This is a genomic window from Amorphus sp. MBR-141 (assembly GCF_053628695.1).
Window position 1 is genome coordinate 1 of the sequence record NZ_JBRJGW010000037.1, and the last position, 24,787, is coordinate 24,787.

At 69.7% G+C, this 24,787-nt stretch carries 20 protein-coding genes; 6 read left to right on the forward strand and 14 right to left on the reverse strand.

Translation table 11 applies throughout. The features are described 5' to 3' along the window. The first annotated feature begins 277 nt into the window (after positions 1-277). Positions 278-565 carry a GIY-YIG nuclease family protein gene (locus ACSSVZ_RS26065; protein WP_453973786.1) on the forward strand — a complete coding sequence of 96 codons (288 nt, stop codon included), beginning with the start codon at positions 278-280 and terminating at the stop codon, positions 563-565. Between the two features lie 323 nt (positions 566-888). Here ACSSVZ_RS26065 and uvrB read toward each other — a convergent pair whose 3' ends face one another. Further along, positions 889-3,591: an excinuclease ABC subunit UvrB gene (gene uvrB, locus ACSSVZ_RS26070; RefSeq protein ID WP_453973787.1), complete on the reverse strand. Its 2,703-nt coding sequence runs from the start codon at positions 3,589-3,591 to the stop codon at positions 889-891. Between the two features lie 196 nt (positions 3,592-3,787). After that, positions 3,788-4,783, reverse strand: coding sequence for a heparan-alpha-glucosaminide N-acetyltransferase (locus ACSSVZ_RS26075; protein ID WP_453973788.1), 996 nt, complete (start codon positions 4,781-4,783; stop codon positions 3,788-3,790). Positions 4,784-5,159: 376 nt separating this feature from the next. Here ACSSVZ_RS26075 and ACSSVZ_RS26080 point away from each other — a divergent pair, with 376 nt between their 5' ends. Continuing rightward, on the forward strand, positions 5,160-6,302 hold the full coding sequence (locus tag ACSSVZ_RS26080; protein ID WP_453973789.1) for an FAD-dependent oxidoreductase: 1,143 nt from the start codon (positions 5,160-5,162) through the stop codon (positions 6,300-6,302). Here ACSSVZ_RS26080 and ACSSVZ_RS26085 read toward each other — a convergent pair. From ACSSVZ_RS26085 to ACSSVZ_RS26100, 4 genes are all read right to left on the reverse strand, one after another. After that, the gene (locus ACSSVZ_RS26085) at positions 6,251-7,552 is read right to left on the reverse strand and encodes an MFS transporter (RefSeq protein WP_453973790.1); all 1,302 of its coding nucleotides are present in this window, start codon (positions 7,550-7,552) and stop codon (positions 6,251-6,253) included. The genes ACSSVZ_RS26080 and ACSSVZ_RS26085 overlap by 52 nt on opposite strands. A 105-nt stretch (positions 7,553-7,657) precedes the next feature. After that, on the reverse strand, positions 7,658-8,548 hold the full coding sequence (locus ACSSVZ_RS26090; RefSeq protein WP_453973791.1) for a LysR family transcriptional regulator: 891 nt from the start codon (positions 8,546-8,548) through the stop codon (positions 7,658-7,660). A gap of 193 nt (positions 8,549-8,741) precedes the next feature. After that, on the reverse strand, positions 8,742-9,707 hold the full coding sequence (trxB, locus tag ACSSVZ_RS26095; protein WP_453973792.1) for a thioredoxin-disulfide reductase: 966 nt from the start codon (positions 9,705-9,707) through the stop codon (positions 8,742-8,744). 246 nt (positions 9,708-9,953) lie between these two features. Next, a complete protein-coding gene (locus tag ACSSVZ_RS26100) occupies positions 9,954-10,931 on the reverse strand; it encodes a mitochondrial fission ELM1 family protein (RefSeq protein ID WP_453973793.1) in 978 nt (325 codons plus the stop codon). A gap of 92 nt (positions 10,932-11,023) precedes the next feature. On the opposite strand from ACSSVZ_RS26100, the gene ACSSVZ_RS26105 reads away from it, so the two are divergent. Further along, positions 11,024-11,491: an Lrp/AsnC family transcriptional regulator gene (locus tag ACSSVZ_RS26105; RefSeq protein ID WP_453973794.1), complete on the forward strand. Its 468-nt coding sequence runs from the start codon at positions 11,024-11,026 to the stop codon at positions 11,489-11,491. A 25-nt stretch (positions 11,492-11,516) separates the two neighbouring features. On the opposite strand, the gene ACSSVZ_RS26110 is transcribed toward ACSSVZ_RS26105, so the two are convergent. The 3 genes from ACSSVZ_RS26110 to ACSSVZ_RS26120 form a co-directional block, all read right to left on the reverse strand. Further along, positions 11,517-12,110, reverse strand: a complete 594-nt coding sequence (locus ACSSVZ_RS26110; protein WP_453973795.1) for an LptA/OstA family protein — start codon at positions 12,108-12,110, stop codon at positions 11,517-11,519. Beyond that, positions 12,110-12,772 carry an LPS export ABC transporter periplasmic protein LptC gene (gene lptC, locus ACSSVZ_RS26115; protein ID WP_453973796.1) on the reverse strand — a complete coding sequence of 221 codons (663 nt, stop codon included), beginning with the start codon at positions 12,770-12,772 and terminating at the stop codon, positions 12,110-12,112. The genes ACSSVZ_RS26110 and lptC overlap by 1 nt, the downstream gene beginning before the upstream one ends. 68 nt (positions 12,773-12,840) lie before the next feature. Next, a complete protein-coding gene (locus ACSSVZ_RS26120; RefSeq protein WP_453973797.1) occupies positions 12,841-13,455 on the reverse strand; it encodes a ribonuclease D in 615 nt (204 codons plus the stop codon). Positions 13,456-13,715: 260 nt separating this feature from the next. On the opposite strand from ACSSVZ_RS26120, the gene ACSSVZ_RS26125 reads away from it, so the two are divergent. Next, entirely contained in the window at positions 13,716-14,534 is an 819-nt protein-coding gene (locus tag ACSSVZ_RS26125; RefSeq protein ID WP_453973798.1) for a phosphatase PAP2 family protein, read from the forward strand. A 143-nt stretch (positions 14,535-14,677) separates the two neighbouring features. Further along, on the forward strand, positions 14,678-15,142 hold the full coding sequence (locus tag ACSSVZ_RS26130) for a RidA family protein (RefSeq protein ID WP_453961600.1): 465 nt from the start codon (positions 14,678-14,680) through the stop codon (positions 15,140-15,142). 66 nt (positions 15,143-15,208) lie between these two features. On the opposite strand, the gene ACSSVZ_RS26135 is transcribed toward ACSSVZ_RS26130, so the two are convergent. The 5 genes from ACSSVZ_RS26135 to ACSSVZ_RS26155 all read right to left on the reverse strand — a co-directional run bounded on the left by ACSSVZ_RS26135 (position 15,209) and on the right by ACSSVZ_RS26155 (position 23,212). Next, complete coding sequence (locus tag ACSSVZ_RS26135; RefSeq protein WP_453973799.1) at positions 15,209-17,194, reverse strand: TRAP transporter large permease subunit; 1,986 nt, start codon at positions 17,192-17,194, stop codon at positions 15,209-15,211. Positions 17,195-17,475: 281 nt separating this feature from the next. Next, a complete protein-coding gene (locus ACSSVZ_RS26140; protein WP_453973800.1) occupies positions 17,476-18,543 on the reverse strand; it encodes a C4-dicarboxylate TRAP transporter substrate-binding protein in 1,068 nt (355 codons plus the stop codon). 184 nt (positions 18,544-18,727) lie between these two features. Next, positions 18,728-20,419, reverse strand: a complete 1,692-nt coding sequence (locus tag ACSSVZ_RS26145) for a tannase/feruloyl esterase family alpha/beta hydrolase (protein WP_453973801.1) — start codon at positions 20,417-20,419, stop codon at positions 18,728-18,730. A 186-nt stretch (positions 20,420-20,605) separates the two neighbouring features. Then, on the reverse strand, positions 20,606-21,919 hold the full coding sequence (locus ACSSVZ_RS26150) for a diguanylate cyclase (RefSeq protein WP_453973802.1): 1,314 nt from the start codon (positions 21,917-21,919) through the stop codon (positions 20,606-20,608). Between the two features lie 102 nt (positions 21,920-22,021). Continuing rightward, the gene (locus ACSSVZ_RS26155; protein WP_453973803.1) at positions 22,022-23,212 is read right to left on the reverse strand and encodes an EAL domain-containing protein; all 1,191 of its coding nucleotides are present in this window, start codon (positions 23,210-23,212) and stop codon (positions 22,022-22,024) included. A gap of 449 nt (positions 23,213-23,661) precedes the next feature. On the opposite strand from ACSSVZ_RS26155, the gene ACSSVZ_RS26160 reads away from it, so the two are divergent. Continuing rightward, complete coding sequence (locus ACSSVZ_RS26160) at positions 23,662-24,708, forward strand: cache domain-containing protein (RefSeq protein WP_453973804.1); 1,047 nt, start codon at positions 23,662-23,664, stop codon at positions 24,706-24,708. Positions 24,709-24,787: the final 79 nt, after the last annotated feature.

Genomic DNA, 24,787 nt, shown 5'->3' on the forward strand with positions numbered 1-24,787 from the left:
GCGGAGAGACGGCCACCTGACCGCGTCGGGAGGCGTCGCCACGCCTCCCGACGCTCAATCAAACCACACAAATCAGACACAAGCGGAGTGTGGGGCAAGATTGCGGGAATGAGCGGAGGTCGGAGGGGCGAGATCGCGGGATGGGCGGAGTGAGTCGCAAGTTCGCGGGAATGATCGGAGGTTGGGGCGGGCGCGGAAGCGAAAATCCATTCGTTGAGCTTGCCGGGTGGGCGCCTGATGGCGCCACCCGGCGACTGAAAGCGCGTAAGCTCCCGCCATGGCCTTCTACACGTACCTCCTAGCGAGCGGCACTTCGGGCACGCTCTATCTTGGCATGACCGACGACCTCGCGCGCCGTGTGCACGAGCACCGGGAGAAGGTGCGGCCGGGGTTCACCAAGGCCTACGGCGTCACCCGGCTCGTCTGGTATGAGGTCCACGACAGCCGCGCGGCGGCCTTTGAGCGCGAGCAGCAGATCAAGAAATGGCGGCGGTCCTGGAAGATCGAACTGATCCAGCGCATGAATCCGGAGTGGGGGGATCTCTACGAGACGCTGCAGAATTGAGGCGGGGCGGGTGGCGCGTTCGGGCGCCGCTTGGGGCACGGAGGTCAATCCAAACTCCGCTCATTCCCGCGAAAGCGGGAATCCATAGGGCGGTGGTTTGGGGCACCTGACGTGAGGTCTGGTCTGGCGGTCGGGCTGGAGACACTCCGGACCGAAGGGTATGGGCCCGGTGGCCGGCGCCTTGGAAGCCGGCTGATTCCCTATGGATTCCCGCCTTCGCGGGAATGAGCGGAGGTTGGGGCAAGTTTGCGGGAATAAGCGGAGTGAGGGGCAAGATCGCGGGAATGAGCGGAGTGTGGGGCAAGGCGGAGAGACGCCGCCCCCTACCGCTCCCGCTTCGGCAGCGGGCCTCTCCGCTTCGGCTTTTCCGTCCGGCCCACCGTCATCTCGTCCAGCGTGTTTTTCCGCGCCCGCGTCTTCGGCTCCCCATCGGCACTCGACCCCGCTGATCCGGACCCCGCCCTTCCGGCGGAGCCGGGGCGGGATTTGAGGGTGCCGGGGTCGTCGGCGTAGGCGAGGGCCGCCGCGTTCAGGCGCTTGAGCTCGTCGCGGATGCGGGCGGCTTCCTCGAACTCCAGGTTGGCGGCGGCGTCGCGCATGCGCTTTTCCAGGTCCTGGACGGTGGCTTCCAGGTTGTGGCCGATGCGGGCCCCGTCCTCGGCCATGCCGGTGTCGATGCGGACGTGGTCGCGCTCGTAGACGGAATCCAGGATGTCGCCGATGGAGCGCTTCACCGATTCCGGCGTGATGCCGTGCTCGGCGTTGTAGGCGAGCTGCTTCTCGCGGCGCCGCTCGGTCTCCGACAGCGCCCGCTCCATGGAGCCGGTGGTGCGGTCGGCGTAGAGGACGACGCGGCCGTCGACGTTGCGCGCGGCGCGGCCGATGGTCTGGATCAGCGACGTCTCCGAGCGCAGGAAGCCCTCCTTGTCGGCGTCGAGGATGGCGACCAGCGCGCACTCGGGGATGTCGAGGCCCTCGCGCAGAAGGTTGATGCCGATCAGCACGTCGAAGGCGCCCAGCCGCAGGTCGCGGATGATCTCGATGCGCTCCAGCGTGTCGATGTCGGAGTGCATGTAGCGCACCCGCACGCCGTGCTCGTGGAGATATTCGGTGAGGTCCTCGGCCATCCGCTTGGTGAGCACGGTGACCAGCGAGCGGTAGCCCTTCAGCGCCACCTCGCGCACCTCGCCGAGCAGGTCGTCGACCTGGTGGCGGGCCGGGCGGATCTCCACCGGCGGATCGATCAGCCCGGTGGGGCGGATGACCTGCTCGACGAAGACGCCGCCGGACTGGTCCATCTCCCACGAGCCGGGGGTGGCGGAGACGGCCACCGACTGGGGCCGCATGGCGTCCCACTCCTCGAAGCGCAGCGGCCGGTTGTCCATGCACGACGGCAGCCGGAAGCCGAACTCGGCCAGCGTCGCCTTGCGCCGAAAGTCGCCCCGGTACATGCCGCCGATCTGCGGGATGGTGACGTGGCTCTCGTCGACGAAGACGAGGGCGTTGTCGGGGAGATACTCGAACAGCGTCGGCGGCGGCTCGCCGGGCTGGCGGCCGGTGAGGTAGCGCGAATAGTTCTCGATGCCGGGGCAGGAGCCGGTGGCCTCCATCATCTCGAGATCGAAGCGGGTGCGCTGCTCCAGCCGCTGGGCTTCCAGCAGGCGGCCGGCGTCGTTGAGCTCGGCGAGGCGGGCGCGGAGTTCCGCCTTGATGGCCTTGGTGGCCTGGTTGAGGGTCGGCTTCGGCGTCACGTAGTGGGAGTTGGCGTAGACCTTCACGAACTCCAGCTCGTCGGTCTTGTGGCCGGTGAGCGGGTCGAACTCGGTGATCGAGTCCACCTCGTCGCCGAACAGCGAGACGCGCCAGCCGCGGTCCTCGTAATGGGCGGGGAAGATCTCGATGGTGTCGCCGCGCACCCGGAAGGTGCCGCGGATGAAGTTCATGTCCGAGCGCTTGTACTGGAGCGCCACCAGGTCGGCGAGGAGCTGGCGCTGGTCGACCCGGTCGCCGACCTGGATCGAAAAGGTCATCGCCGTGTAGGTCTCCACCGAGCCGATGCCGTAGATGCAGGAGACCGAGGCGACGATGATGACGTCGTCGCGCTCCAGCAGGGCGCGGGTGGCCGAGTGGCGCATCCGGTCGATCTGCTCGTTGATCGACGATTCCTTCTCGATGTAGGTGTCGGTGCGGGCGACGTAGGCCTCCGGCTGGTAGTAGTCGTAGTAGGAGACGAAATACTCCACCGCGTTGTCCGGGAAGAAGCTCTTGAACTCGCCGTAGAGTTGCGCCGCCAGCGTCTTGTTGGGGGCGAGGATGAGGGCCGGGCGCTGGGTCGCCTCGATCACCTTGGCGGCGGTGTAGGTCTTGCCCGAGCCGGTGACGCCGAGCAGCACCTGCATGCGCTCCTGATCGGCGACGCCGGCGACCAGCTCGGCGATGGCGGTGGGCTGGTCGCCCTTCGGCTCGTATTCGGACTTCAGGACGAACGGCCGGCCGCCCTCGGACTTCTCCGGGCGGGGTGGGCGATGTGGCACCCAGGTGCCGTCCTGGAACTCCGGCCGGCCCTCCTGGATGAGCTGCTCCAGCGCCGCCACCGTCTTGGTCACGGCGGAATCCGGCAGCGCCTCCGCGTCCTCCAGGCCGATGTCGAGGCCGGCGACGGGGTTGAGCCCGCCGGCGGCGCGGTCCCGGGCCGTGGCCTTGCCGCCGGTGGAGGTGCCGCGCGCCGTCTTGCCGCCGGTGTCGGGCTTCTTCGGCGCGGGTTTCTTCGGTTTCGGCTTGGCGGTGTCCCGGGCCCTGGCCTTCGCGGGCGCCGGCTCGGGCGCCTCGGCGAACGGCGGGACGTCGTCGGCGTGGTCCTCGATCTGGCGGGCCCAGTCGCTCACCGGGCCGGTGAGCGGGGTACCCGCATCGAAGCCGGCCTGGGGCGCCTCGCCGAAGCCGGGGGCGCGCGCGTCGCCGTCGCGCCGGTCGGGATCGGCGCGGCGCGGGGAGGGTCGTCGGGAAGGCGGGGAGCTGTCGGACATGGCCCGAATATGGGCCGGACGGCGCGGCGAGGAAAGGGGTGAATCGTGAACGGATGGGATGGAGGGGAGCGCCGGGCGGTTAGTTGCCGCTCACGCCAGCGAGCTAAAGCTCGCGGCTGCGCGGGCGCGGCCTCCGGCCGGCGCGCAGTCGCGCGCTGCGGGAGTGTGGCCGGTCACCATCGGCGCACGTGAGGGGCTACCTCACCGGCAGCGTCTCGCGGACCTGGGTGCCGCAGGCGTCGACGATGGCGTCGACGCGGTCCTGGTCGGTGGCGTTGAGGCTCTGGGTGATGGTGCGCTCCCACAGCCCGGCCTGCTCGATGTTGTCGGCCGCACAGGAGCAGATCGCCTGGCACTCCTGGCGGGCGCCCAGCATCGGCGCGCACTGGCGCTCGCAGGCGTCGAGGAAGCTGGCGCGGTCGGCCGGGTTCACCGTGTGCTGGGGCGGAAAGCCGAGGGCGAGGAGGCCGAGCAAAGCGAGCAGGATCGGCTGGTGGGCGAGGTAGATCCACAGCGACTGGCGGCCGGACCAGGCGACGGCGCGGCTGACCGGGTCGCGGGCGCGCCAGCCGGCCCAGGCCTCGCGGGCGCGGAGCATCAGCGCGAGGCGGCCGAGCGCCACCCCGGCGTAGGCGCAGCCGACCCAGGGGAACACCGGCACGTAGTCGTTGGCGGGCGGCGGCGGCAGCGTGCCGAGCCCGACCCAGGCCAGCCAGGCGGCGTTGAAGAGGTCGGCGCGGAACACGTGGGGCAGGGCGAAGAACGCGACGGCGAGGAGGACCGGCACGGCGACGGGGGCGCGCACCGACGGCAGCGCCAGCAGGCTGGCGGCGGCGATGCAGTGCAGGATGCCGAAATAGATCCACGCCTCGGGGAACAGCAGGTAGCTGCCCACCGACACCGCGATGGCGGCCGCGACGATCAGCGCCAGCCGGTTGAAGAAGGTGCGCCAGCGGATGCCGTTGCGGTGGGCGAGCACCAGGCTGACGCCCACCAGCACGAGGAAGCTGCCGGCGATCAGGTGGGCGAACCAGCGCCAGCCGGTGCCGGTTTCCACCGGCCAGTCGACGAAGGTGTAGAAGCCCAGATCCCAGGAGAAATGGTAGACGACCATCGCGGCGATCGCGATGCCGCGCAGGACGTCGACGAGGTCGACGCGGGAGGACGGGCGGGCGGCCGACATGGAACTCATAGGGCCCTGATACGCCGCCGAGCGGGGCGGCGTCCAGATGCAACGGCGCCGCGGTGGACGGAGGAGCGGGCCGGAGCCCCGCCCGACGCCCGCGATGTCGGCCTTGAGATGACGCGGGACGGCGACGTCGAGCCCCGGCGCCGGAACCTGACTGGCCGGCCGCCTGGTCGGGGGGCGCTTCTCCAAGGCCGCAAACGGATGTATAGACGCCTCGTCGCGAAAAACGACCGCCTGTCTCCAGGCCGTCGCATACACGCCAGCCGGGCGCCTCGCTCGGTTCGGCCAGCGTCTCCGAAGACAACCGCCTGACTTCTCAGGCGACCGCCGCCGTAAGCGCCCGTGTGCGCCGCCGGTCGGCGACCACAGGAGCACGCTTATGCGACGTCCAGTCACCATCGTCGGCGCCGGCCTTGGCGGGCTGATGCTTGCCCGCGTCCTGCATGTCCACGGCATCCCAAGCACGATCTACGAAGCGGAGGCCGCGACGCGCGCAAGACCGCAGGGTGGACTGCTCGATATCCACGAACACAACGGTCAGCTTGCCCTCAAGGCCGCAGGCCTTTTCGACGCGTTTCTCGACCTGATCCGCCCGGGGGAAGACGCCAAGCGCATTGTCGACAAGGGGGGCCATGTCCTGTTCGACAAGCCCGGCAGCCAACGAGGCGACCGCCCGGAAGTCGATCGGGGCGATCTTCGACGGCTGCTGATCGACTCGCTCCCCCGGCAGACGATCCGGTGGGGTCACAAGGTCACCTCCGTTGTGGCGCGCGGAGGCGGACGGCACGACATCACCTTCGCCAACGGCGAGATGGTCATGGCCGAGCTGCTCGTCGGCGCCGACGGCGCATGGTCGAAGGTTCGCCCGCTTCTCACCGAAGCCAGGCCCGCCTACACGGGCACTTCGTTTGTCGAGATCTTCCTCTTCGAGGGCGATGCGCGCCACAAGCTCAGCGCGGACGCCATCGGCGGCGGGACGCTGATGGCGGTCGCTCCGGGCAAGGGGATCCTGGCGCACCGGAATACCGACGGCAGCCTGCATGTGTATGTCGCCCTGAACAGGCCCGAGGACTGGTTCCGCGACCTGGATTTCGGCAATGCCGGCACCGGTCTGGCCCGTGTCGCGGGCGAGTTCGATGGATGGGCGCCCGAACTCGTCGCCCTCATCAACGACGGCGAAACCACACCGATCCTTCGCCCGATCCATGCGCTCCCGGTCGGACTTCGCTGGACGCGTGTGCCGGGCGTGACCCTTGTGGGCGATGCGGCGCATGTGATGTCCCCCTTCTCAGGCGAGGGGGCAAACCTTGCGATGTATGACGGCGCGGAACTGGCCAAGGCGATCGTCGCCATGCGGGATGACCCTGAAACCGCGCTCGCCGCCTATGAAAGCGACCTCTTTCCCCGCAGCGCCGACGTGGCCGGACAATCCGCCCGGAACCTCGCGCTGTTCTTCGGCGACGCCGCGCCTCACAGCGTGGTCGCCCTGTTCGGCCAAACGGTCTCCGATGGAGAGGCCTGAGGCGCGTTCGTCCCTCCTGATGACGAGGAGCCTGAAGGACCGCAGCGGGTAGAATGCACCGGAGGCACAGGGACAGCGATCGGCTCGGGCTCCTCCCGGATGCTGCTGGTCCGGATGCACGCGGCCGTTGCGAGCGCAAGCGCGCCAGTCCCGAAGAACAGGGTGGCAGCGCCGAGCGCCTCGGAAGCGAACCCGGCGGCGGCCGGCCCGATGACGCTGCCTGCGGCGACGGCGAGAAGCACGGCCGTGAAGCTCCGGGTGGGCAGGCCCGGGAAGAGCCTCGCCGACCAGAACGACAGGACGGCACTCATCATCATGACGTAGAGGCCCTGGAGCCCCGCCGCCAGGGCCAGCGCCGCCCCGGCGGTCGGCCAGGCGGCGACGAGGCCGAAGGACAGGGCGCAGGCCACCATCAGAAACCGCAGCAGCCAGGGCAGGCCGATCGCCCGCTTGAGGCGTCCGGTGAACAGTCCGAGAACGCCGAAGAGACCGTAGCAGACGAAGAGGAGGCCGCCGGATGCGCCGGACGGAAGGCCTGCCGCCCCTCCGGCCTGCGCGACGTGATCGGCCGCGAACGAGATGTAGATCGCCGAGGTGACGCCGTAGCAGAGGCCCAGCGCCAGCATCGGGACCGCGGACGCCGTGCGCAGGACGCTCCACGGCTGCCGGGGCCCGGCGCCGGGCGTTCCGGCCACCTCCTTCAGCGCCGCCCAGTTGCCGAGCAGCGCGAGCGCACCGCCGACGGCGAACGCGGCCCAGCAGAGGCGCCACGAGACCCCGCCCAGGCTCATGGCGAGCGCCGTGACGCCCGCGGCGGCGATTCCGAGACTGGTGCCGGTGCTGACAGATGACAGCGCCGCCGGTCTGGACCAGTCCTCCACCGACCTCTGCACCGCGTTGTTGAATGGGGTCCAGGAGAAGCCGGCACTCGACATCGCAAACACGACGCCGATGGCGAGCACGGGCAGATTGGGAGCGGCCGCGGCGATCCCGAGCCCCAGGGTCGCGGCGGACAGTCCGGCCACCACCGGAAGGCGCGGTCCTTTCCGGGTCGTCATTGCCTGCGAGATCAGCAGGGCCGCGAAGAAGCCGACGAATCCCAGGCTCGAGACGAGCCCGGCCGTCTCGGTCGAGATCGCGAAGACCGAGCGCAGCTCCGGCAGGAAGAGGCCGAACCCCATGCGGGCCGGACCGTAGGTGATGGCGGTCGCGGCGAAGCCGGCGCCTGACAGTTTCCAGAACGGCGTCATGACCGGCCTAACGACGCCGCGCCCGGAAAGTTCTGGCTGTCGGCACCGCCCAGGTTTCGCCTGCAGGCACGCGGAAGACCCCGGGGACCGGTCTCCCCGGGATTGCTAGTAGGTCCAGGCCTCGGCCTTGGCGACGAGGAAGTCGCGGAAGGCGCGGACGCGGGCGGTGGTCTTCAGCTCGGCCGGGTAGACGAAATAGGTCTGGTAGCTCGGCAGCGTCTCCTCCGGCAGCAGCCGGACGAGGCCGGAATCGGGCTCGATCAGGTAGTCCGGCAGCAGCGCGACGCCGACGCCCCGGTTCACGGCGCGCTTGATGGCGATGACGTTGTCGATCTTGAGGATCGGCTTGCGCGGCTGCTCGGAGCCCCGGCCGGCCGTCTCCAGCCAGTTGAGTTCGCGCAGGTAGGTCGGGCCGGTCTCGCCGAAGGTGACGATCCGGTGCTTGTCGAGATCCTCGAGGGACTCCAGGGTGCCGAACCGCTTGATGTAGCCGGGCGAAGCGTAGAGGTGGAGGTGGACGGTGAACAGCCGGCGCTGGATGAGGTCCGGCTGCACCGGCTGGCGCAGCCGGATGGCGACGTCCGCCTCGCGCATGTTCAGGTTCAGCTCCTCGTCCTGCAGGATGAGGTGCAACTGCACTTCGGGGTAGAGATCGACGAACTCGTTGATGCGCGCCGCCAGCCAGGACGAGCCGAGGCCGACGGTGGTGGTGACGCGCAGCACGCCGGTGGGCAGGTCGCGGGAATCGGTCAGCCGCGCCTGCACGGCGTCGAGCTTCATGACGACCTCGCGGGCGGTACGGAACAGGTGCTCGCCCTGCTCGGTGAGGACGAGGCCGCGCGCATGGCGATGGAACAGCGGCACGCCGAGCTCCTGCTCGAGCGCCGACACCTGCCGGCTCACCGCCGACTGGCTCATGTTGAGCGCTTCACCGGCGTGGGTGAAGCTGCCCGCCTGGGCCGCCGCGTGAAAGACCTTGAGCTTGTCCCAGTCCATCCAACCCTGCTGCCGCCGCCCCTGGCGATCGTCCCCGGATCCCGGCGGGCCGGGTCCGTATGGACCCGCCGTTCACCGTGATCTCCCTGTTCAGCTCAAGCGGGACGTGAACGGAAGCCGGTTGCCGCCTGTCCTCATCCTGCCCGGGTCGCCCGACCCGATCGTGGCGCAGCCGGCTTGCACCGGCGTCGCATCAGGCCGCTTCCGCCGCGTCGGTCGCGTGTTCGGCCAGGAAGCGCTCGGCCTCCAGCGCCGCCATGCAGCCCATTCCGGCGGCCGTGACGGCCTGGCGGTAGATCTCGTCGGTCACGTCGCCGGCCGCAAACACCCCGGAGATGTTGGTCTCCGTGGAATCCGGCGCGGTCCAGATGTAGCCGGACGGCTTCAGCTTGAGCTGGTCCTTGAACACCTCGGTCGCCGGCTGGTGGCCGATGGCGACGAAGATGCCGTCGACGGACAGGTCGCGGGTCTCGCCGGTGCGGATGTTCTTCAGGCGCGCGCCGGTCACCGTCGGCGGGGCTCCCCCGCCCAGCACCTCGTCCAGCACGGTCTCCCAGATCACCTCGATCTTCGGGTGATTGAACAGCCGGTCCTGCAGGATCTTCTCCGAACGCAGGTGGTCGCGCCGGTGGATCAGCGTGACCTTGCTGGCGTGGTTGGTGAGGTAGAGCGCCTCCTCGACCGCGGTGTTGCCGCCACCGATCACCAGCACCTCCTTGCCGCGGTAGAAGAAGCCGTCGCAGGTGGCGCAGGCCGACACGCCGAAGCCCTTGAACAGGGTCTCCGATTCCAGCCCCAGCCACTTCGCCTGGGCGCCGGTGGCCACGACCAGCGCATCGCAGGTGTAGACCGTGCCGGAATCGCTCTGCAGCGTGAACGGCCGCTTCGACAGGTCGGCCGAGGTGATGAGATCGTAGAGAATGCGGGTGCCGACGTGCTCGGCCTGCTCGCGCATCTGCTCCATCAGCCACGGGCCCTGGATGACGTCGGCGAAGCCCGGATAGTTCTCCACGTCGGTGGTGATGGTCATCTGGCCGCCGGGCTGGATGCCCGCGACGATGACCGGCTCAAGCATGGCCCGGGCCGCGTAGATGGCGGCGGTGTAGCCGGCCGGGCCGGACCCGACGATCAGAAGCTTCGTGTGGAGCGCATCGCCCATCGCCCAGTCTCCCTGTCACAATCGGAGGCGCCTCCAGAGCGTCCCTCTGAACGCCAGTCGCCTCCCGTCCGCGCCCCCCTATATGGGGTCGCAGTTCGAAACCGCCCGAATGACGGCGGTCGGATCCTCGAGGCGTTCCCGTTCGTTCAACCCGACGCGCCCGGAACGAACTGGAACGGCTCAAGGCATTGAATCTGGTGCTTTTTCCGATCAGATGGTTTGACCTGATCGCAAAAGGCTCCGATGTCAAGGCGCCGCCGGCCGGGCCGCCGGCGCCGTTTCGCCGCGCTGCGACAGGCCCGCGCGGACCGCCTCCGCAACCAGGCCGGTCGCGTCGAGGGGCGCGTAGTCGGCCGCGGGCAGCGTTCCGTCGAACCAGCGCAGCGCGCCGTGCGCGACCATCGCCTCATGAAAGCGGCGAAACTTGGCGCGCCCGCCGGGAAGCGGCCAGGCCAGGATCGGCTTCCCCGTAAAAGCGGCTTCGCCGATCATGTTCACCGAATCACACGTCACGACAAACGCGTCGGCACAACCGTAAATGCCCATCAGCGGATTGTCGCCATCGCCGCGCCACAAGAAATGCGGGGTCGCGGCGAGGGCGGCGGCGAGGGCGGCGACGTTGGCCGCGCCGGTGCGGCGCGACGGCGTGATGACGAGGCTGACGCCGTGGCGGGCGGCGAAGTCGGCCAGCGCCGCGCCCAGCGCCGCGGCGTCCGGTTCGTCGAGGCGGTAGCTGCCGCTGGTGCCGCCGACCAGCACGCCCACCCACGGCTTCGGAAGGTCGGCCAGGCGGGCTTCCAGGGCGCCGGCGGCGGTGCGCAGGCCGTCGACGGTGAGGCGGTTGGGGCTGGTCACCGACTGCAGCACGTTGGGGCCGGCGATCCGGTCGTGGCTGTTGGCCCAGACCAGGTCGAAGGCGCCGGCGGCGACGCGCGGCGCCTGGAGGACGGTGACGAACGGGCGCGGCGCCGGGCGCGCCGCGATGGCCCTTGCGAGCGGAATCGCCTGGCGGCCGGAGGCGAGGACCAGGTCGGCGTCGGTCGAGAGGAGGGGGCGCAGGTGCGGCGCGGCGGGGCCATGCGGGGCGAGCCAGGACCAGGGCGGGCGCAGGACGACGCGCTCGACGACCGGCACGGCGCCGAGGCGTTCGGCGACGCCGACGCACTGGACCTCGTGGCCCATCTTGCCGGCGGGGACGAGGACGAGGGTGCGCGGCGCGCTCATCGGACGGGACCGCGGGCCGCGACCGCTTGCGGTGCCGGCCGCTGTCGGGTTGATGGGGGACGGACACGCAACGGAAGCGAAGGCGGAACGGGATGAACGTGCGGCTCGACGTGGTCGACTGGAAAATCCTGAGGGAGCTTCAGGAAGACGGCCGCATGACCAACGTGGAGCTGGCGCGCCGCGTCGGCATCACCGCGCCGCCCTGCCTGCGCCGGGTGCGGGCGCTGGAGGAGGCCGGCGTCATCCGCGCCTACCGGGCGGTGCTCGACGAGCACGCGCTGGGCTTCGACATCTCGGCCTTCGCGATGGTCAGCCTTCACCACCAGGGCGAGGCCGACCTGCGCGCCTTCGAGGCGCAGATCGCGGACTGGGGAATCGTCCGCACGGCCTGGCTGATGTCCGGCGACATCGACTTCATCCTGGACTGCGTGGCGCCGACCCTGTCCGCCTTTCACGTTTTCGTGCTCGATCATCTCGTGGCTGTGGAAAACGTCGATACGGTGCGCACGGCGCTCACCATCCGGGAAGCCAAGCGCGCGCCGCGCATTCCCATCGACTGACGGGGCTGCGCCGACCCGGGACGGCCTACTGCTCCTTGGTGCTGTTGGGCACCAGCAGGACGCGGACGCGGGAGTTGGACAGCACCTTGGCGTTGCCGGTGTCGAGGTTGACGATCAGCTTGTCGCCGTTCACCACGTTCGGCCCCTGGGTCAGCGTGACGTTGCCGATCAGCTCCATGATGTTGGTCTTCATGTCGACGTTGCCGGTGTCGCCGGTCGCCGTCTGGTCCTCGCTGGTGACGACCACGCCGCCGATCGCCTCCAGGCTGGAGATCTGCTGGCCGCCGCCGCCCAGCCCCGAGCTCTTCGGCGCCTCCGCATCCGCCGGCTTGTTCCCGCCCTCGAGCTTCTTGCCGGCCTGTCCGCCGCCGTCGTAGTGGACGATCAGTTTGGCGGCCCGCAGCTTCGAGGCGCCCTGGATCACGATGACGTTGCCGTCGAAGATGGCGATGCCCTCCTGGTCGCGGACCTCCAGCTCGTCGGACTCGATGTTGATCGGGTCTTCGGATTCGCCGCCGAGGCCCGAGAAGCCGGTCTCGAAGGTCTGCGCGCCGGCCGTGGCCGTGGCGGCCGCGAAGAGCAGGACGGAGAGCAGAAAGGTCATGCGGGGAAAGGTCATCACTGGCTTTCTGGGTTCCGGTGGATCGTCGTGTGGACGTTGCCGACGAAGCGGACGACCTTGCCCTCGTCCTGGATGTTCACCGTGTCGGCAGTGAGGTCGAAGGTCTCCGACTGGATCTTAACCGGGTCGTCGCTGACCATCGACCCGTTCTTGAAGTCGAGCCGGGCGGTCGACAGATCCACCCGGTAGCCGTCGGTGGTGGTCAGCACGATGCCGTCGGAGAGCGTCATCCACTCCTCGTCGGTGTCGAACACGCCGCCCCGGCTGTTGACCTCGACGGTCTGCTCGTCGCTGACGTTGAGGGTGGCCAGAAGGTCGCTGAGGGTGATGCGCGAGGTGTCGGCGAAGCTCTGCACCGCCTTGGCGGCGCTCACCTTGTAGGCGCGGCCGTCGTTCAGCCGGCCGGCGAGGTTGGGATCGTTCATCACCAGCCCCTCGCTGGTGACGTCGATGTTGCCGATGGAGTTGAGGGGCGACAGCGACTTCAGCAGCGCGGTGCCGAACAGGACGATGACGATGGCGACGCCGCCGAGCGGCAGCAGCACGCGCAGGGTCTTGACGACGCGCGTGTGACGGCGCGCGGAGGAGCGCGCGCGGCGCTGGTGCGCGGCGCTGCTCGGCTGTCCGTAGGCTCCCGTTCCGCTGTGGCTGACGCTCATCGTCTCTTTCGGCGTTGTGGCCCCGGTGGCCCACCGGGGCCGCGTTTGCGCCCCGACGGCGCGGGCCGTCACGAATGGGCGAAGATATCGTCGTCGGCAAAGCCGGCAAGGTCGAGGCGCACCCGGGTGGGCAGGAAGTCGAAGCACTTCTGCGCGATCCCGGTGCGGCCCTCGCGGGCGAGCATGGCGTCGAGGCGCTCCCTCAGCGTGTGCAGATAGAGCACGTCCGAGGCCGCGTAGGCCATCTGCGCCTCCGACAGCGTCGCCGCCCCCCAGTCGGAACTCTGCTGCTGCTTGGAGATGTCGACCTCGGCGAGCTCGCGCGCAAGGTCCTTCAGGCCGTGACGGTCGGTGTAGGTGCGCACCAGCCGCGAGGCGATCTTGGTGCAGTAGACCGGCTCCGGCATCACTCCGAAGGTCTTGTAGAGGATGCCGAGATCGAAGCGGGCGAAGTGGAACAGCTTGACCACCGACGGGTCGGCGAGCAGCGCGGCGAGGTTGGGGGCGCTGTCCTGGCCCTGGGCGATCTTCACCAGCTCCGCGTTGCCGTCGCCGGTCGACAGCTGGACCACGCACAGGCGGTCGCGGAACGGGTTCAGGCCCATCGTCTCGGTGTCGATCGCGACGCTGGTGACGGCGCCCATCGGCTCGGGAAGATCGCGGTCGTGGAGGCGGACGGTCATGGCGGGCAACGTGGCCTTTCGAATTCGGTGGGCGCGCCACGGGCCGCGGGGGCCGGGCGCCGGTTGCCCGAAAAGCCGGGCGAAACGCCCGTCTTGGTTAGTCTACCGGCCGCGCCGGATCAATCCGGACGCCGCGGAGCGGGCGCCGGCCCGGGCCGCGGGCGGCCGGCAGGCCGGCGCGACGTTTCCTCATTCCGCTCCGGCCTGTATCAAGGGGGACGATCGATCCCGCCGGACCCCGGCCCGACCCGCGAGGACCCATGCCAGAGACGCCTGCCGCCCGATCCCGCCTGCACGCCGTCTACCGGGACGCCATGACCCTCGTGCGCGCCCGCGTCGGCTGGACCGAGTTCGTCCTGCTGGCGGCGCTGCTGGTCGTGGCGGCCGGGCTCTGGGGGTTTGCGGCGATCGTCGACGAGGTGCTCGAGGGCGATTCCCACGAGTTCGACGAGAGGATCATGCTGGCGCTGCGCTCGCCCGCCGACCCGGCCGACCCGATCGGTCCGCCGGCGCTGGAGATGGCGATGGGCGACATCACGGCGCTCGGCGGCTTCACCGTCATCACGCTGATCGGGCTGATCGTCGTCGGCTACCTGGTCGTGCTGCGGCGCTGGCCGTCGGTGATCCTGGTGATCGTCTCGCTGGCCGGCGGCACCCTGCTGAACACCGTGCTGAAGAAGGCGTTCGCCCGGCCGCGGCCGGATCTGGTGGCGCATCTCGTCGACGTCCACAGCATGAGCCTGCCGAGCGGCCACGCGATGATTTCCGCGGTGACCTACCTGACCATCGGCGCCCTGCTGGCGCGGGTGCAGCCCAGCCGGGTGCTGAAGATCTATACGGTGTCGGTGTCGGTGATGCTGGTGCTGGTGATCGGGCTGAGCCGGGTCTATCTCGGCGTCCACTGGCCGACCGACGTGCTCGCCGGCTGGTGCCTCGGCGCGGCGTGGGCGATGGCCTGCTGGCTCACCGCGCAGGGCGCCAGCCTGTATCTGGGCGAGGCCAAGCGGCTGCCGTTCTCCGCCGACACGCCGATCGGACGCACCGACACCGCCGACCGCCGCGTCCCGGACACGCGCTGATCCGGCCGGCCGGGCGGGGCAGCGGCGCGGCGGGAGCATTCCTCGGCCGGTGAGGGCGGCAATCGATTGCAGAAGCGGCCGTCAGATGGGATGCTGACGGGGTGCGCGGGGTCACGCGCCAATCCTCAACGGAGTTTGGATGGATGTCTGAAAGAGCTCCGGCGTATCGCCGTTCGCCCACCAATCCCTCGATCGGAGAGATCCACACCGAGCCGGACCGCGTTGCCGACATGCCGTACGCGCCGGCGATCCGCGTGGAGTCGCCGGGCGATCTCCTGTTCATTTCCGGCGCGACGCCGTCGCCGCTCTACCACAAGCATCCGCACGACTGGAGCGAGCACGACCACCCCAACGACATCCGCGAGCAGACCCGGCTCGCCATGTCGACGATCCAGATGCTGCTGGAGCATCAGGGGCTGACGTGGACCGATGTGGTCAAGTTCACCAAGTACCTGACCGACATGCGCGAGATCGAGGTGATGAGCAAGACGATGGCGGAGTTCCTCGGCGACTGGTCGCCGGCGAGCACCACCGTCTGCGTCAACCAGCTGTCGACGCCGGGCGCCCGCATCGAGATCGACGCCATCGCGGTTTTCCCGAAGAAGTAGCGCGCGATCCGGGCCGCGCGGTTCCCGGGGAACGGCGCGGCCCCGCCTTCGGCCCGGCCCGCCCGCTCAGAGCAAGGCGAGGCTGATCGCCGGGAACGCCATCAGCACGATGGTCACCAGGATCATCGCGACGACGAACGGGACGCAGCCGGCGAAGATCTCCGCCAGCGATGCGGTGCCCGGTGGCAGCGTGCCGCGCACCACGTAGGCGGCCAGCCCGAACGGCGGTGTCAGCAGCCCGATCTCCACGGCGATGGTGGTGACCACCCCGAACCAGACCAGGTCCCCGTCGAGGGCGACGACAACCGGCAGCATCAGCGGCAGCACCACCAGCATGATGGACACGGAGTCCAGGAACATGCCGAGCACGATCAGGATGACGAGGTAGATCGCCAGAAAGGCGGTCAGGCTGAGGTCGGCGGCGACGATCCAGCCGGCGACGCTCTGGGGGATGGTGGTGAGCGTCAGCATGCGGCTGTAGAGATTGGCCGCGATGATCAGGAACAGGATGGCGGCAGAGATCTCGGCCGCCTCCAGCAGCACCTGGCGCAGCCGGCCCCAGGTGAGCTCGCGCCGCGCCAGCGCGATCAGGAAGCCGCCGGCCGCCCCCACCGCCCCCGATTCCGTCGGCGTGAAATAGCCGGCGTAGATGCCGCCGACGACCACCACGATCAGCGACAGGATCGGCAGCAGCTTGAGCGTGAAGTCGCGCAGCGACACGCCCTCCAGATCGTCGGCCGGCCGGGTGCGGCCGACCTGGCCGGGCATCAGCCAGGCCATCGCCAGGATGGTGGCGCAGAAGGTGGCCGCGAGCAGCAGTCCCGGCAGGATGGCCGCGGTGAACAGCTTGCCGACCGAGACCTCGGCGATCAGGCCGTAGACGATCAGAAGCAGGCTCGGCGGGATCAGCATGCCCAGCACCGACGACCCGGCGACGACGCCGACCGAGAAGCGCCTTGTGTAGCCGTGCGCGATCATCTGCGGCGTGGCGACCCGGGTGAACACGGCGGCCGAGGCGATCGACGAGCCGGTGATGGCGGCGAAGATGGCGTTGGCGAACACGGTGGCCACGCCCAGCCCGCCGCGGATGCGGCGGAGCAGCCCCGCGGCCACGGCGAAGGCGTCGCGGCCGACGTTGGCGATGTCGACGAACAGCCCCATCAGGATGAACAGCGGGATCACCCCGAACCCGTAGGAGTTGATCGAGCCCATCGAGGCCAGCGCCAGCGAGCGGTCGGCGACCAGCAGGTTGTCGCGCACCAGCCAGATGCCCAGGAAGGAGAGCAGGATGAGGGCGCTGGCGATGTGGAGGCCGGCCAGCACCAGGAACAGCATGCCGGCCAGCGCGACGAAACCGAGATCGATGGGCGACAGGTCGCCGGTGATGGCAAGCGCCGCCCCGCCGCCGACGATCGCCAGAAAGCCGAGAACGAGCAGCGTGCCGGCGACCGGTTCCGGGGCGGAGCGCTTGCCGACCGCACTCCCGGCGGCGGCCAGCGTGAGGACCGCGAACTGGAGCGTGGCCAGACAGGCGCCCAGGAAGATGGTGCCGAAGAACGGCCAGGTCGGCGCCGTGAACGTGCCGACGGAGCCGAAGAAGTCGTCGTTGACCCACGACCGCACCACCCGCGGCCAGAGCCCTTCGGCGACCTTGAAGAAGACCCAGGTGCCGGCGAAGCTGAACAGCGTGTCGAACAGCGCGCCGGCACGGGGATAGCGCTGCTCGACCTTCTCGAAGATGAAGTCGGCGCGCAGGAAGCGGCCGGTGCGGATCGACAGGGCGATCGCCAGGAAGACGCAGCTCGGCACCGAATAGGAGACGATTTCGGCGACGCCCATGATCGGGCGGTTGGCGATGCCGCGCGACGCCACGTCGGCGCACACCAGGATCATCATGGCGAAGATCCACAGCGCACTCACGGTGGCGAACGTGGTCGCCGCGACACCGACCAGCCGGTTGCCGAGCGCGAGCAGGCGGCCGGCGGCGGTTTCGGGCGGCGGCGCGGGGGCCGGGCTCGCGGCTCCGGACGGAGCCTCGGGGGGGCTGGACACGTGTCTGGGCTCCGTTTGCCGTGTGCCCCGGCGGGCAAGGGGCGATGGGCGGAGGGAAGGCGCGGCGCCGGTGGGCGGCACTGCCGTCGCGGATCGGCTGTGCCGCAATCGGGCGACGCGACACCCCCGGGTGTCCGGCACCGCCGGACACGCCGCCTGCCGGTCAGCGGGATCGGCGGTCTGCGTGCCGCATGTCGGGCAAATCGCGGAAACGGACGGCGCCCAGACCCTCACCGACCTGGGCGCCGTCCTTCACCTTCCCGTCGGTCGGACGGGCCCGCTCAGAGTTCCTTGTCCCAGTCGCGCAGCGGCTCGGCGCCGCCCGCCCGCATGGCGTCCATGTAGGTGGTCAGGATCTCGGTGCCCGGCAGGCCCTTTTCCTCGACGGTGGCGACCCAGGTCTTCGACAGGTCGCCGAGGCTTTCCACCCACTGCTTGCGGTCGGCGGCCGGCAGCTCGACGATGATCGCGCCCTCTTCGGCCATCTTCTTCATCGACCCGTCGTAGCGCGCCGCCACCTGCTCGGCGTGGACGGTGCTGTACTCGCGGCCGAGCTCGGCGAGGACCGTCTTCACGTCCTCCGGCAGGCTCTCCCAGGTGTCCTTGTTGACGGCGAGGCCGCCGATGGTGGTGACACCCATGTCGACGAGGGTGATGTGCGGGGCCACCTCATGCAGCTTCAGCGAATAGGCGCCGGTCGGGATGATGATCGCCCCGTCGGCGACGCCGGTCTGGATCTGCTGGTAGAAGGTCGGCAGGCCGCCGGCGACGGGAACCGCGCCGGTGCCCTCCAGCCAGGGGCCGAGCGTCGAGGCGCCGACGATGCGCTTGCCCTCGAGGTCCGAGAGGCTCTCGATCGGGAACTTGGTGAAGAGGTGGTAGGTGTCCGACACCGTGGCGCCGAGGAAGACGAGATTGTAGCGGTCCCATTCCTCCTTCATCTCCGGGATGGTGTCGTTCAGCTCGTTCATGACGTCGACGGCGAGCACCGTGTCGCTGGTGACGAACGGCGTGGCGAACATGATGTTCTGGAGCGGCATCTTGGCCGGCTCCCAGAGCGAGCCAACCCAGCCCATGTCGGTGAGCCCGTCCTGGACGGCTTCGAGCGTGTCGTTGAAGTCGTACAGCGCCCCCCCGAACGCCTCCGTCCACTCGATCCGGTAGTCCGAGCCCATCTGCTCCAGGCGCGTGTTGGCGTTGTCGACGACGTGCGTCTTCAGCGCGCCGACCCAGGCAACGGCGGTCGGGTGACTGGACGACATGGTGAGTCGAACGGTTTCTTCGGCCGAGGCGTGGCTCGCGAAAGCAAGGCCCGCCGCCAGGGCGACCGAGGCGCAGAGTGTCTTCATGAATCCCCTCCATGTGATGACGGGGCAAAGCCTATGCAAACGATTGCGTGTACGCAAGTTAGGCATTTCCCATAAATGCCTACATCTTCGCCGCGGGCCTGGGGCGCGCCGGGCCGGCCCGTTGGTGACGCCGGGGCCGGCCGTCGCGGCTGGCCCCGGCGTCGTCGTTCCGGGCGGGTCTGGTCTACTCGCAGTGGAAGCTTGCGGCGGCTTCCAGGTCGCCGTTGCCGTCGTAGCGGGCGACTTTCGGCCAGTCGCACAGCGGGCGCGTGCGGGTCCTGCTCCAGCCGTCGGGGACCTCGAGGTTGTCGGCGCGGGCGGAGGCGACGGGGGTCGCCGGGGCCTTGCCGTTCTCCACCCAGTCGACCAGGTCGAAGAACAGCGAGATGTCGTCGGTGGCCGGCCCGCCCGAGCAATGGGTCATGCCGGGGACCGGATAGAGGCGGGCGAACGACGCCGCGTCGCCGCCGTTGTTGGCGTCCAGCTTCTCGTACCAGGCGACGGTGTCGTTGAGGGAGAACGTCGGGTCGCTGACCCCGTGGAAAAGGATCAGCTTGCCGCCCGCGTCGCGGAAGCCGGCGAGCTCCGGATCGTCGGCATGGGGCGGCGTCATGAACGCCATGGCCGAAACCGGAAAGTCCGCGGTGGTGGCGGAGAGCTTCGCCGCGTCCTTGTCCAGGTCGAAGTCTGCCTGGAAGGCGCGCAGCGCCTCGGGCGTGCCTTCGACAACCGTCGGCGGGGTGGTGAAGATCATCGACAGGGAGCCGCCGCCCAGCGTCGTCGTCAGCGGGTAGTTGTCCCAGGGCTTCACCTTGCTCTCCAGCCGCCACAGGCGCCAGTTCTCGCCGCCGAGACCGGTGTCCCAAAGGAACGACGCATAGAGCGGCCGGCCGTCCGAGGTCGCCGGGCCGGCCAGCATCTCCGTCAGCGCGCCCACCTGCGCCGTCGACAGGCAATCGGTGCCGCCGGTGCCGCACGCGAGGGAGGCCGGATCGAAGGTTGCCTGACATTGGCGGACGGCGCCGATGATGCCGTCCTCCGCTCCGTCGAGGCCGTCGCAGGCCGCGCGCACCTTGTCGCCGACCAGCCGCATGTCGTCGCGCGAGAACGCCGAGCGGAGCTCCAGGCCGTGGCGGGCGACCGCCTGCAGGTCGCCGGGAGCCTTCAGCGCCGCCTTCGGCAGGTTGAAGCCGGGGGCGCCCGCCAGGATGCCGTCGTAGAGGTCGGGGGTGCGGTCGGCGGCGACCAGGCCGTGGCGTCCGCCGTTGGAGCAGCCGACCATGTAGGAATAGGCCGGCGGGGTGCCGTAGCGGGCGTTCAAGACGTCGATCGCGAGGGCGTAGAGCTTGGGCGTCGACTGGTAGCCGTAGTCGAGGCGCGCCTGCGGATCGAGGCCGAAGGCGCTGCCGCCCGCCAGCCCGTATTCCGGGAAGGCCTTGGTGTCGTGGCCCGCATCGGAGCTGAGGACGGCGTAGTGGTGCGACAGCGCGTTGTCGCCGGTGTCGCCGCCGAGCAGCTTGCCGATGGCCGGCACCACGACGCCGTCGACGCCGCCGTTCGCCTGGTGGAAGAACCGGCCGTTCCAGTCGTCCGGCAGGCGCATCTCGAAGCCGATGGCGAAGGGCTTGCCGCCCGCGCCGGTGCGCTGGTCGAGCGTGCCGCGCAGGATGCAGTGCGGGACGGTGGTCTCCTCGCTCCCCGCGACGTGCTCGACGGAGGTGATGGCCAGCCTCGGCGTGCCGATCGCTTCGGCCGTCAGCCCGCCGCACGGACCGGCGGAGGCCTCCTGGGCTTCGGCCGCGGCCGGGGCGAGCATCGCCACCGCGCAGCCGACGAGCAGGGTTCGCCGCGTGGCGGCCCTCGATCGATCGAACATGGTCGTCCTCCCCTTGGCCGCGCCGATGCGGCTCTCGTGTCGTTGCCGGGAGTGTACCTCAGGAATCCTTATATTCCAGCCCTTCCTGCAGGGGCGCGCGCCCGACGGCCGCCGACCGCCGGGGGGCGGACGGCACCGGCGAGCGGCGCGAAGAGGCCGGTGGGTGCCCGCCTCCGCCGGGTCTGCTCAGGCCGCGTCGTCGCCGTGCCGATCGCGCCCCTTGCCCGCCGCCACCACCCGGTTCCGGCCGCCGTGCTTGGCGGCGTAGAGCGCCCTGTCGGCCGCTTCGATCATCCCGGCCTCGTCGAGGTCCGGCGCGGTCTCGGCGACGCCGATGCTGACGGTCAGATCGATCTCGTGACGGCCGAACGGGAACGAGGCCGCGCCGACGACCTCACGGAGCCGTTCCGCGTGTTCGCAGGCCTCGGCAAGGCGGGTGTTCGGCAGGAGGATGGCGAACTCCTCGCCGCCGGTCCGGAACGCCTGGTCGTCCGACCGCAGGCTCTGCCGCATCACGGTGGCCAGCAGCCGGAGGGCTTCGTCGCCGGCCGCATGGCCGTAGGTGTCGTTGATCCGCTTGAAGTGGTCGATGTCCAGCGCCAGCAGGCAGCTCGGCGCGTCGCTGCGGCGAAACCGGGCCCAGCTGTCGGCGAAGGCGTCGTCGAACGCGCGGCGGTTCGGCAGGCCGGTCAAGGTGTCCTGCCGCGCCAGTTCCGCCAGCGCCTCCTCCGAATCGTGGATGCGCACGATCATGCGGTTGAATTGATCTGCAACCCGGCGCAGTTCCGGCGGCACCGCGACCTCGATGCGGTGGTCGCGGTCGCCAGCGGCGAAGCGCTCTGCCCCGTCGACCAGGCGTTTCACGCTGGCGATCATGATCTGGCCGATCAGCGTCACGCCGGCGACGATCGCGAGCAGCGACATCGCTCCGGCGATGCCGGCGATCCACAGCGACCGCTCGTAGGCGCGCATGGCGAGGTCGTGATCCTTCGCGACTTCGTCCACCAGCTGCATCGACACGGCGCTCAAGCGATCGGAGGCGGTGCGGATTTCGCCGTGGAAGCGCTGCAGCGACGCCATCGCCTCAGCCTCCTGAGGGCCGGACACCGAAATGAGGCCGTTCGCCAGCTCGTCGGCCGAGGTCCAGCTGGCGCGGGCCCGTTCGACGAGCGTCTGCGTGGCGGCGCTGTGGCCCAGCGCTTCGATCAGCGTGACGAAGCCCTTCTCGATCCGCGCGCGGAGAACTCGGTAGGCCTGGGCGTGCGCCGCGTCGGCGTCCTCGACGAACTCGTCGATGGGGATCACGGCGTCCCAGATCAACAGCCGCAGATCCTGGACCGGGCCGATCTGTTCGCGTTGCCGGAGCGCGACATCGTGGATCGGGGCGATCACGCCTCGATGGAGGAGGACATAGCCGAGCCCCGCCGAAAGCGCGAGCGGGGCCACGGCGACGATCATGCCGAGCCCCACCCAGAAGCGGAGAGACCGCGACTTCAGCATCCGTCCGGTTTCCTTGCCTGGATCACGATGGCCTCCCGGCGTCGCGTTCCGCTCCCGGACCTTCCCGGGGCCGGGTCCCGCCTTCGGGTCCGATGGGGCGGGTCACTCAACCAGCGGCCGGAAGGGGCCGGTGGCGGCCATCGCTCCCAGGCGACGCGTGAACTCGCCCATCGGCAGGGGCCTTGAGAACAGGTACCCCTGAGCGATGTCGAAGCCCCATCGCCGGAGCGCGGCGAGGTCCTCCGGCCGCTCGACCCCCTCGGCAACCACGTTGGCGCCGAACCCGTGACCGAGCTCGACCGCGGCGCGGCAAATGCGGGCGGCGGCATGATCGTCGGCGCAGCCGTGCACCACCGCCCGCTCAAGCTTCAGCTCCGAGAAGGGCATCGTGCGCAATCGATTGAACGTCGCGTAGCCGCTGCCGAAGTCGTCGATCGACAGGCTGAACCCGTGCAGGGCGGCGCGGGTCGCGAACTCCTCCGCAGCGGAGGATTCTTCGATCAGATCGGTTTCCGTGACCTCGAGGACGAGACGCGGATAGCGGGGAAACCGCCGGCGCACCTCCCGCAGGTCGTTGAGCAGCGTCGGGTGCTGCATGGCATTGCCCGGCAGATTGATGGCAGGCGTGAATTCCCGGCCGACCGCCGAGGCGGCGAGCCAGAAATCGTGCGCCGCGGTGCAGGCGAGCAGCGCCAGCCGGTAGAGATCGTCCGCGTCGGCGCCGGGCAGGAAGGCGTCGGGTGAAACGACGCCGCGCTCGGGATGCCGGATCCGCGCCAGCATCTCGCCTCCGATCCAGTCTTCGGTGAGGATATCGATCTTGGGCTGGCACCAGAACTCGATCCATCCCTCCGTCAGGGCCGCCGTGAGCAGGCCCGATTCCGCCAGCGGGGGCGAAGGTACCGACGTGTCCGGAAATTCGAGCGGCTTGGGCGCGACGACCCTCTCCAGATCCGGCCGGCGGAACGGTTTGGTCACGACGCCGGTCACGTTGATGCCGGAGCGCGTGCCGATGCGCCGGGCGTGCTCCAGAACAGGGCTGCTCTGGCCGCTGACCAGCACGACTTCGCCGTTGAACGCATGCGCCCGCAGCAGGGCGAAGACTTCGATCGCGTCCGTGGCGCCCAGGCACAAGTCGAGAAAAAGGAGATCCGGGTGATGCGCTTCGAGGGAGGAGGACAGCTCGGATGCCGTGCAGCAGGACCGGGTTTCGATCCCGATTTCCCTCAGCTGGAACGTCGCGATGTTGCAGATGTCCGCGTCGTCATCCATGAAGATCGCGCTGCGTTCCACGCCGTAACCGCTCGCTGCGGGGCGAAGGGCGCAATCTGAACCGGCCATCACTTATCCCCGGAGTTCGAGGCCGGCTGTTTGCCCGGCCGCATGGGATGTCTACGCGCTGCCATGTCCCTTCCGGTTGCCGGGCGCGGTCGCTCGACCCACGTCAATCGATGGGCCGCGGCCGATCCAACCGAAGGTTCACGTGTGGTCCGACTATGGCCCGCCTGCTTGCATTGTGCCAGATATGTATTGTGCCGGATGTGAGGGCGGGCCCCGGCCGATTGTGGCGACCGGACGTCCCAAGCGGCTCCCGGCGCAGGGACGCGGGGACCGACCGGACCTCCAGATGGCTGCATCGGACTCTCTCGGCATCGAACAGGGATAGCGGGGCGCCGATTTTCGCGGCCTCGAACAGAACCGTCGCCCGCAGTGTGGCTGGCTTTCGAAGGTAAAGGCGTGCTGTGACCAGGTTGCTGATTGTGGCGAACGCCGCCATGGCGCTGCTGCTGGTGGCAGCCGTCTTCCTGCAGGCGATGAACGACCGCCGCCACACCCTCGAGGCGGCGTCGCAGCAGGTTGGAAGCCTGAGCGCGGCGCTCGCCGAGCACACGCGCCAGACGCTGGCGGGAATCGACCTCGGCCTCGTGTCGGTCGCCGACACCGTGGAGGCCTATCGGCTTCTCGAGGACGCTCCCGCCGGGCCGCTCAGCCTTCACGAGCTCCTCAGGAGCCGCCAGGCCGTGTCGGAGGCCACCGTGGCCTACTTCGTTCTCGACGCCGAGGGACGCCTGGTGGCGAGCTCCCGCACCGCCCAGGTCGAGAACGTGCCCCTGAACGACATCCCGGAGTTTCAGGCCCAGCAGACCGAGGGGGCCGATGGGCTGTTCATCGGCCCGCCGCGGCAAGGGCGCCTGGGCTTTGCCAAGGGGCGATGGATCGTCAATCTCACGCGGCGGCTCGAACACCCGGACGGCAGCTTTGCCGGCATGGTCGGGGCCGTGCTGCCCGTCGACTACCTGCTCCATTTCTTCAGCACCGTGCGGTTGGGCGGAGACGGCGCCGTCGGGCTGTTCAGCGACACCGGCATTCTGATCGCCCGCAGCCCGCTGATCGAGAGCTTCATCGGCGCCGATCTCTCCAAGGGGGAACTGTTCACCTCCCGGCTTCCGAACGCCAACCGAGGCACCTTCATCTCGGCGTATCCGAGCGACGGAATTCGGCGGATCACCGGCTACTCGGCCGTGTCGGGGTTCCCCGCGGTGGTCTACGCCGGCCTCTCCCAGGACGAGGTGCTGGATCCCTGGTTCAACCGCCTGCTCTTCGAAGCCGCCATCGCGGCGCTGGCGATGGCGCTGTTCGTCGGCGCATCCTGGGCCATCGGCTCGTACGCCGAACGGCGGCGGCGATGGCAGGAGGAACGGTCGCGGCGCCTCAAGCTCCTGGCCGACGAGTGCGCCCATCTGGTCGGCATGGGCAGCGTGCGGGACGTGCTGGACCACTTAGCGTAATCGCAGGTGGCACCCCTCGCCGAGAGCGAAGCGGTCCACCAAGCTGGCGATCCAGCAACGATCGGCTCGGCCGACAAGT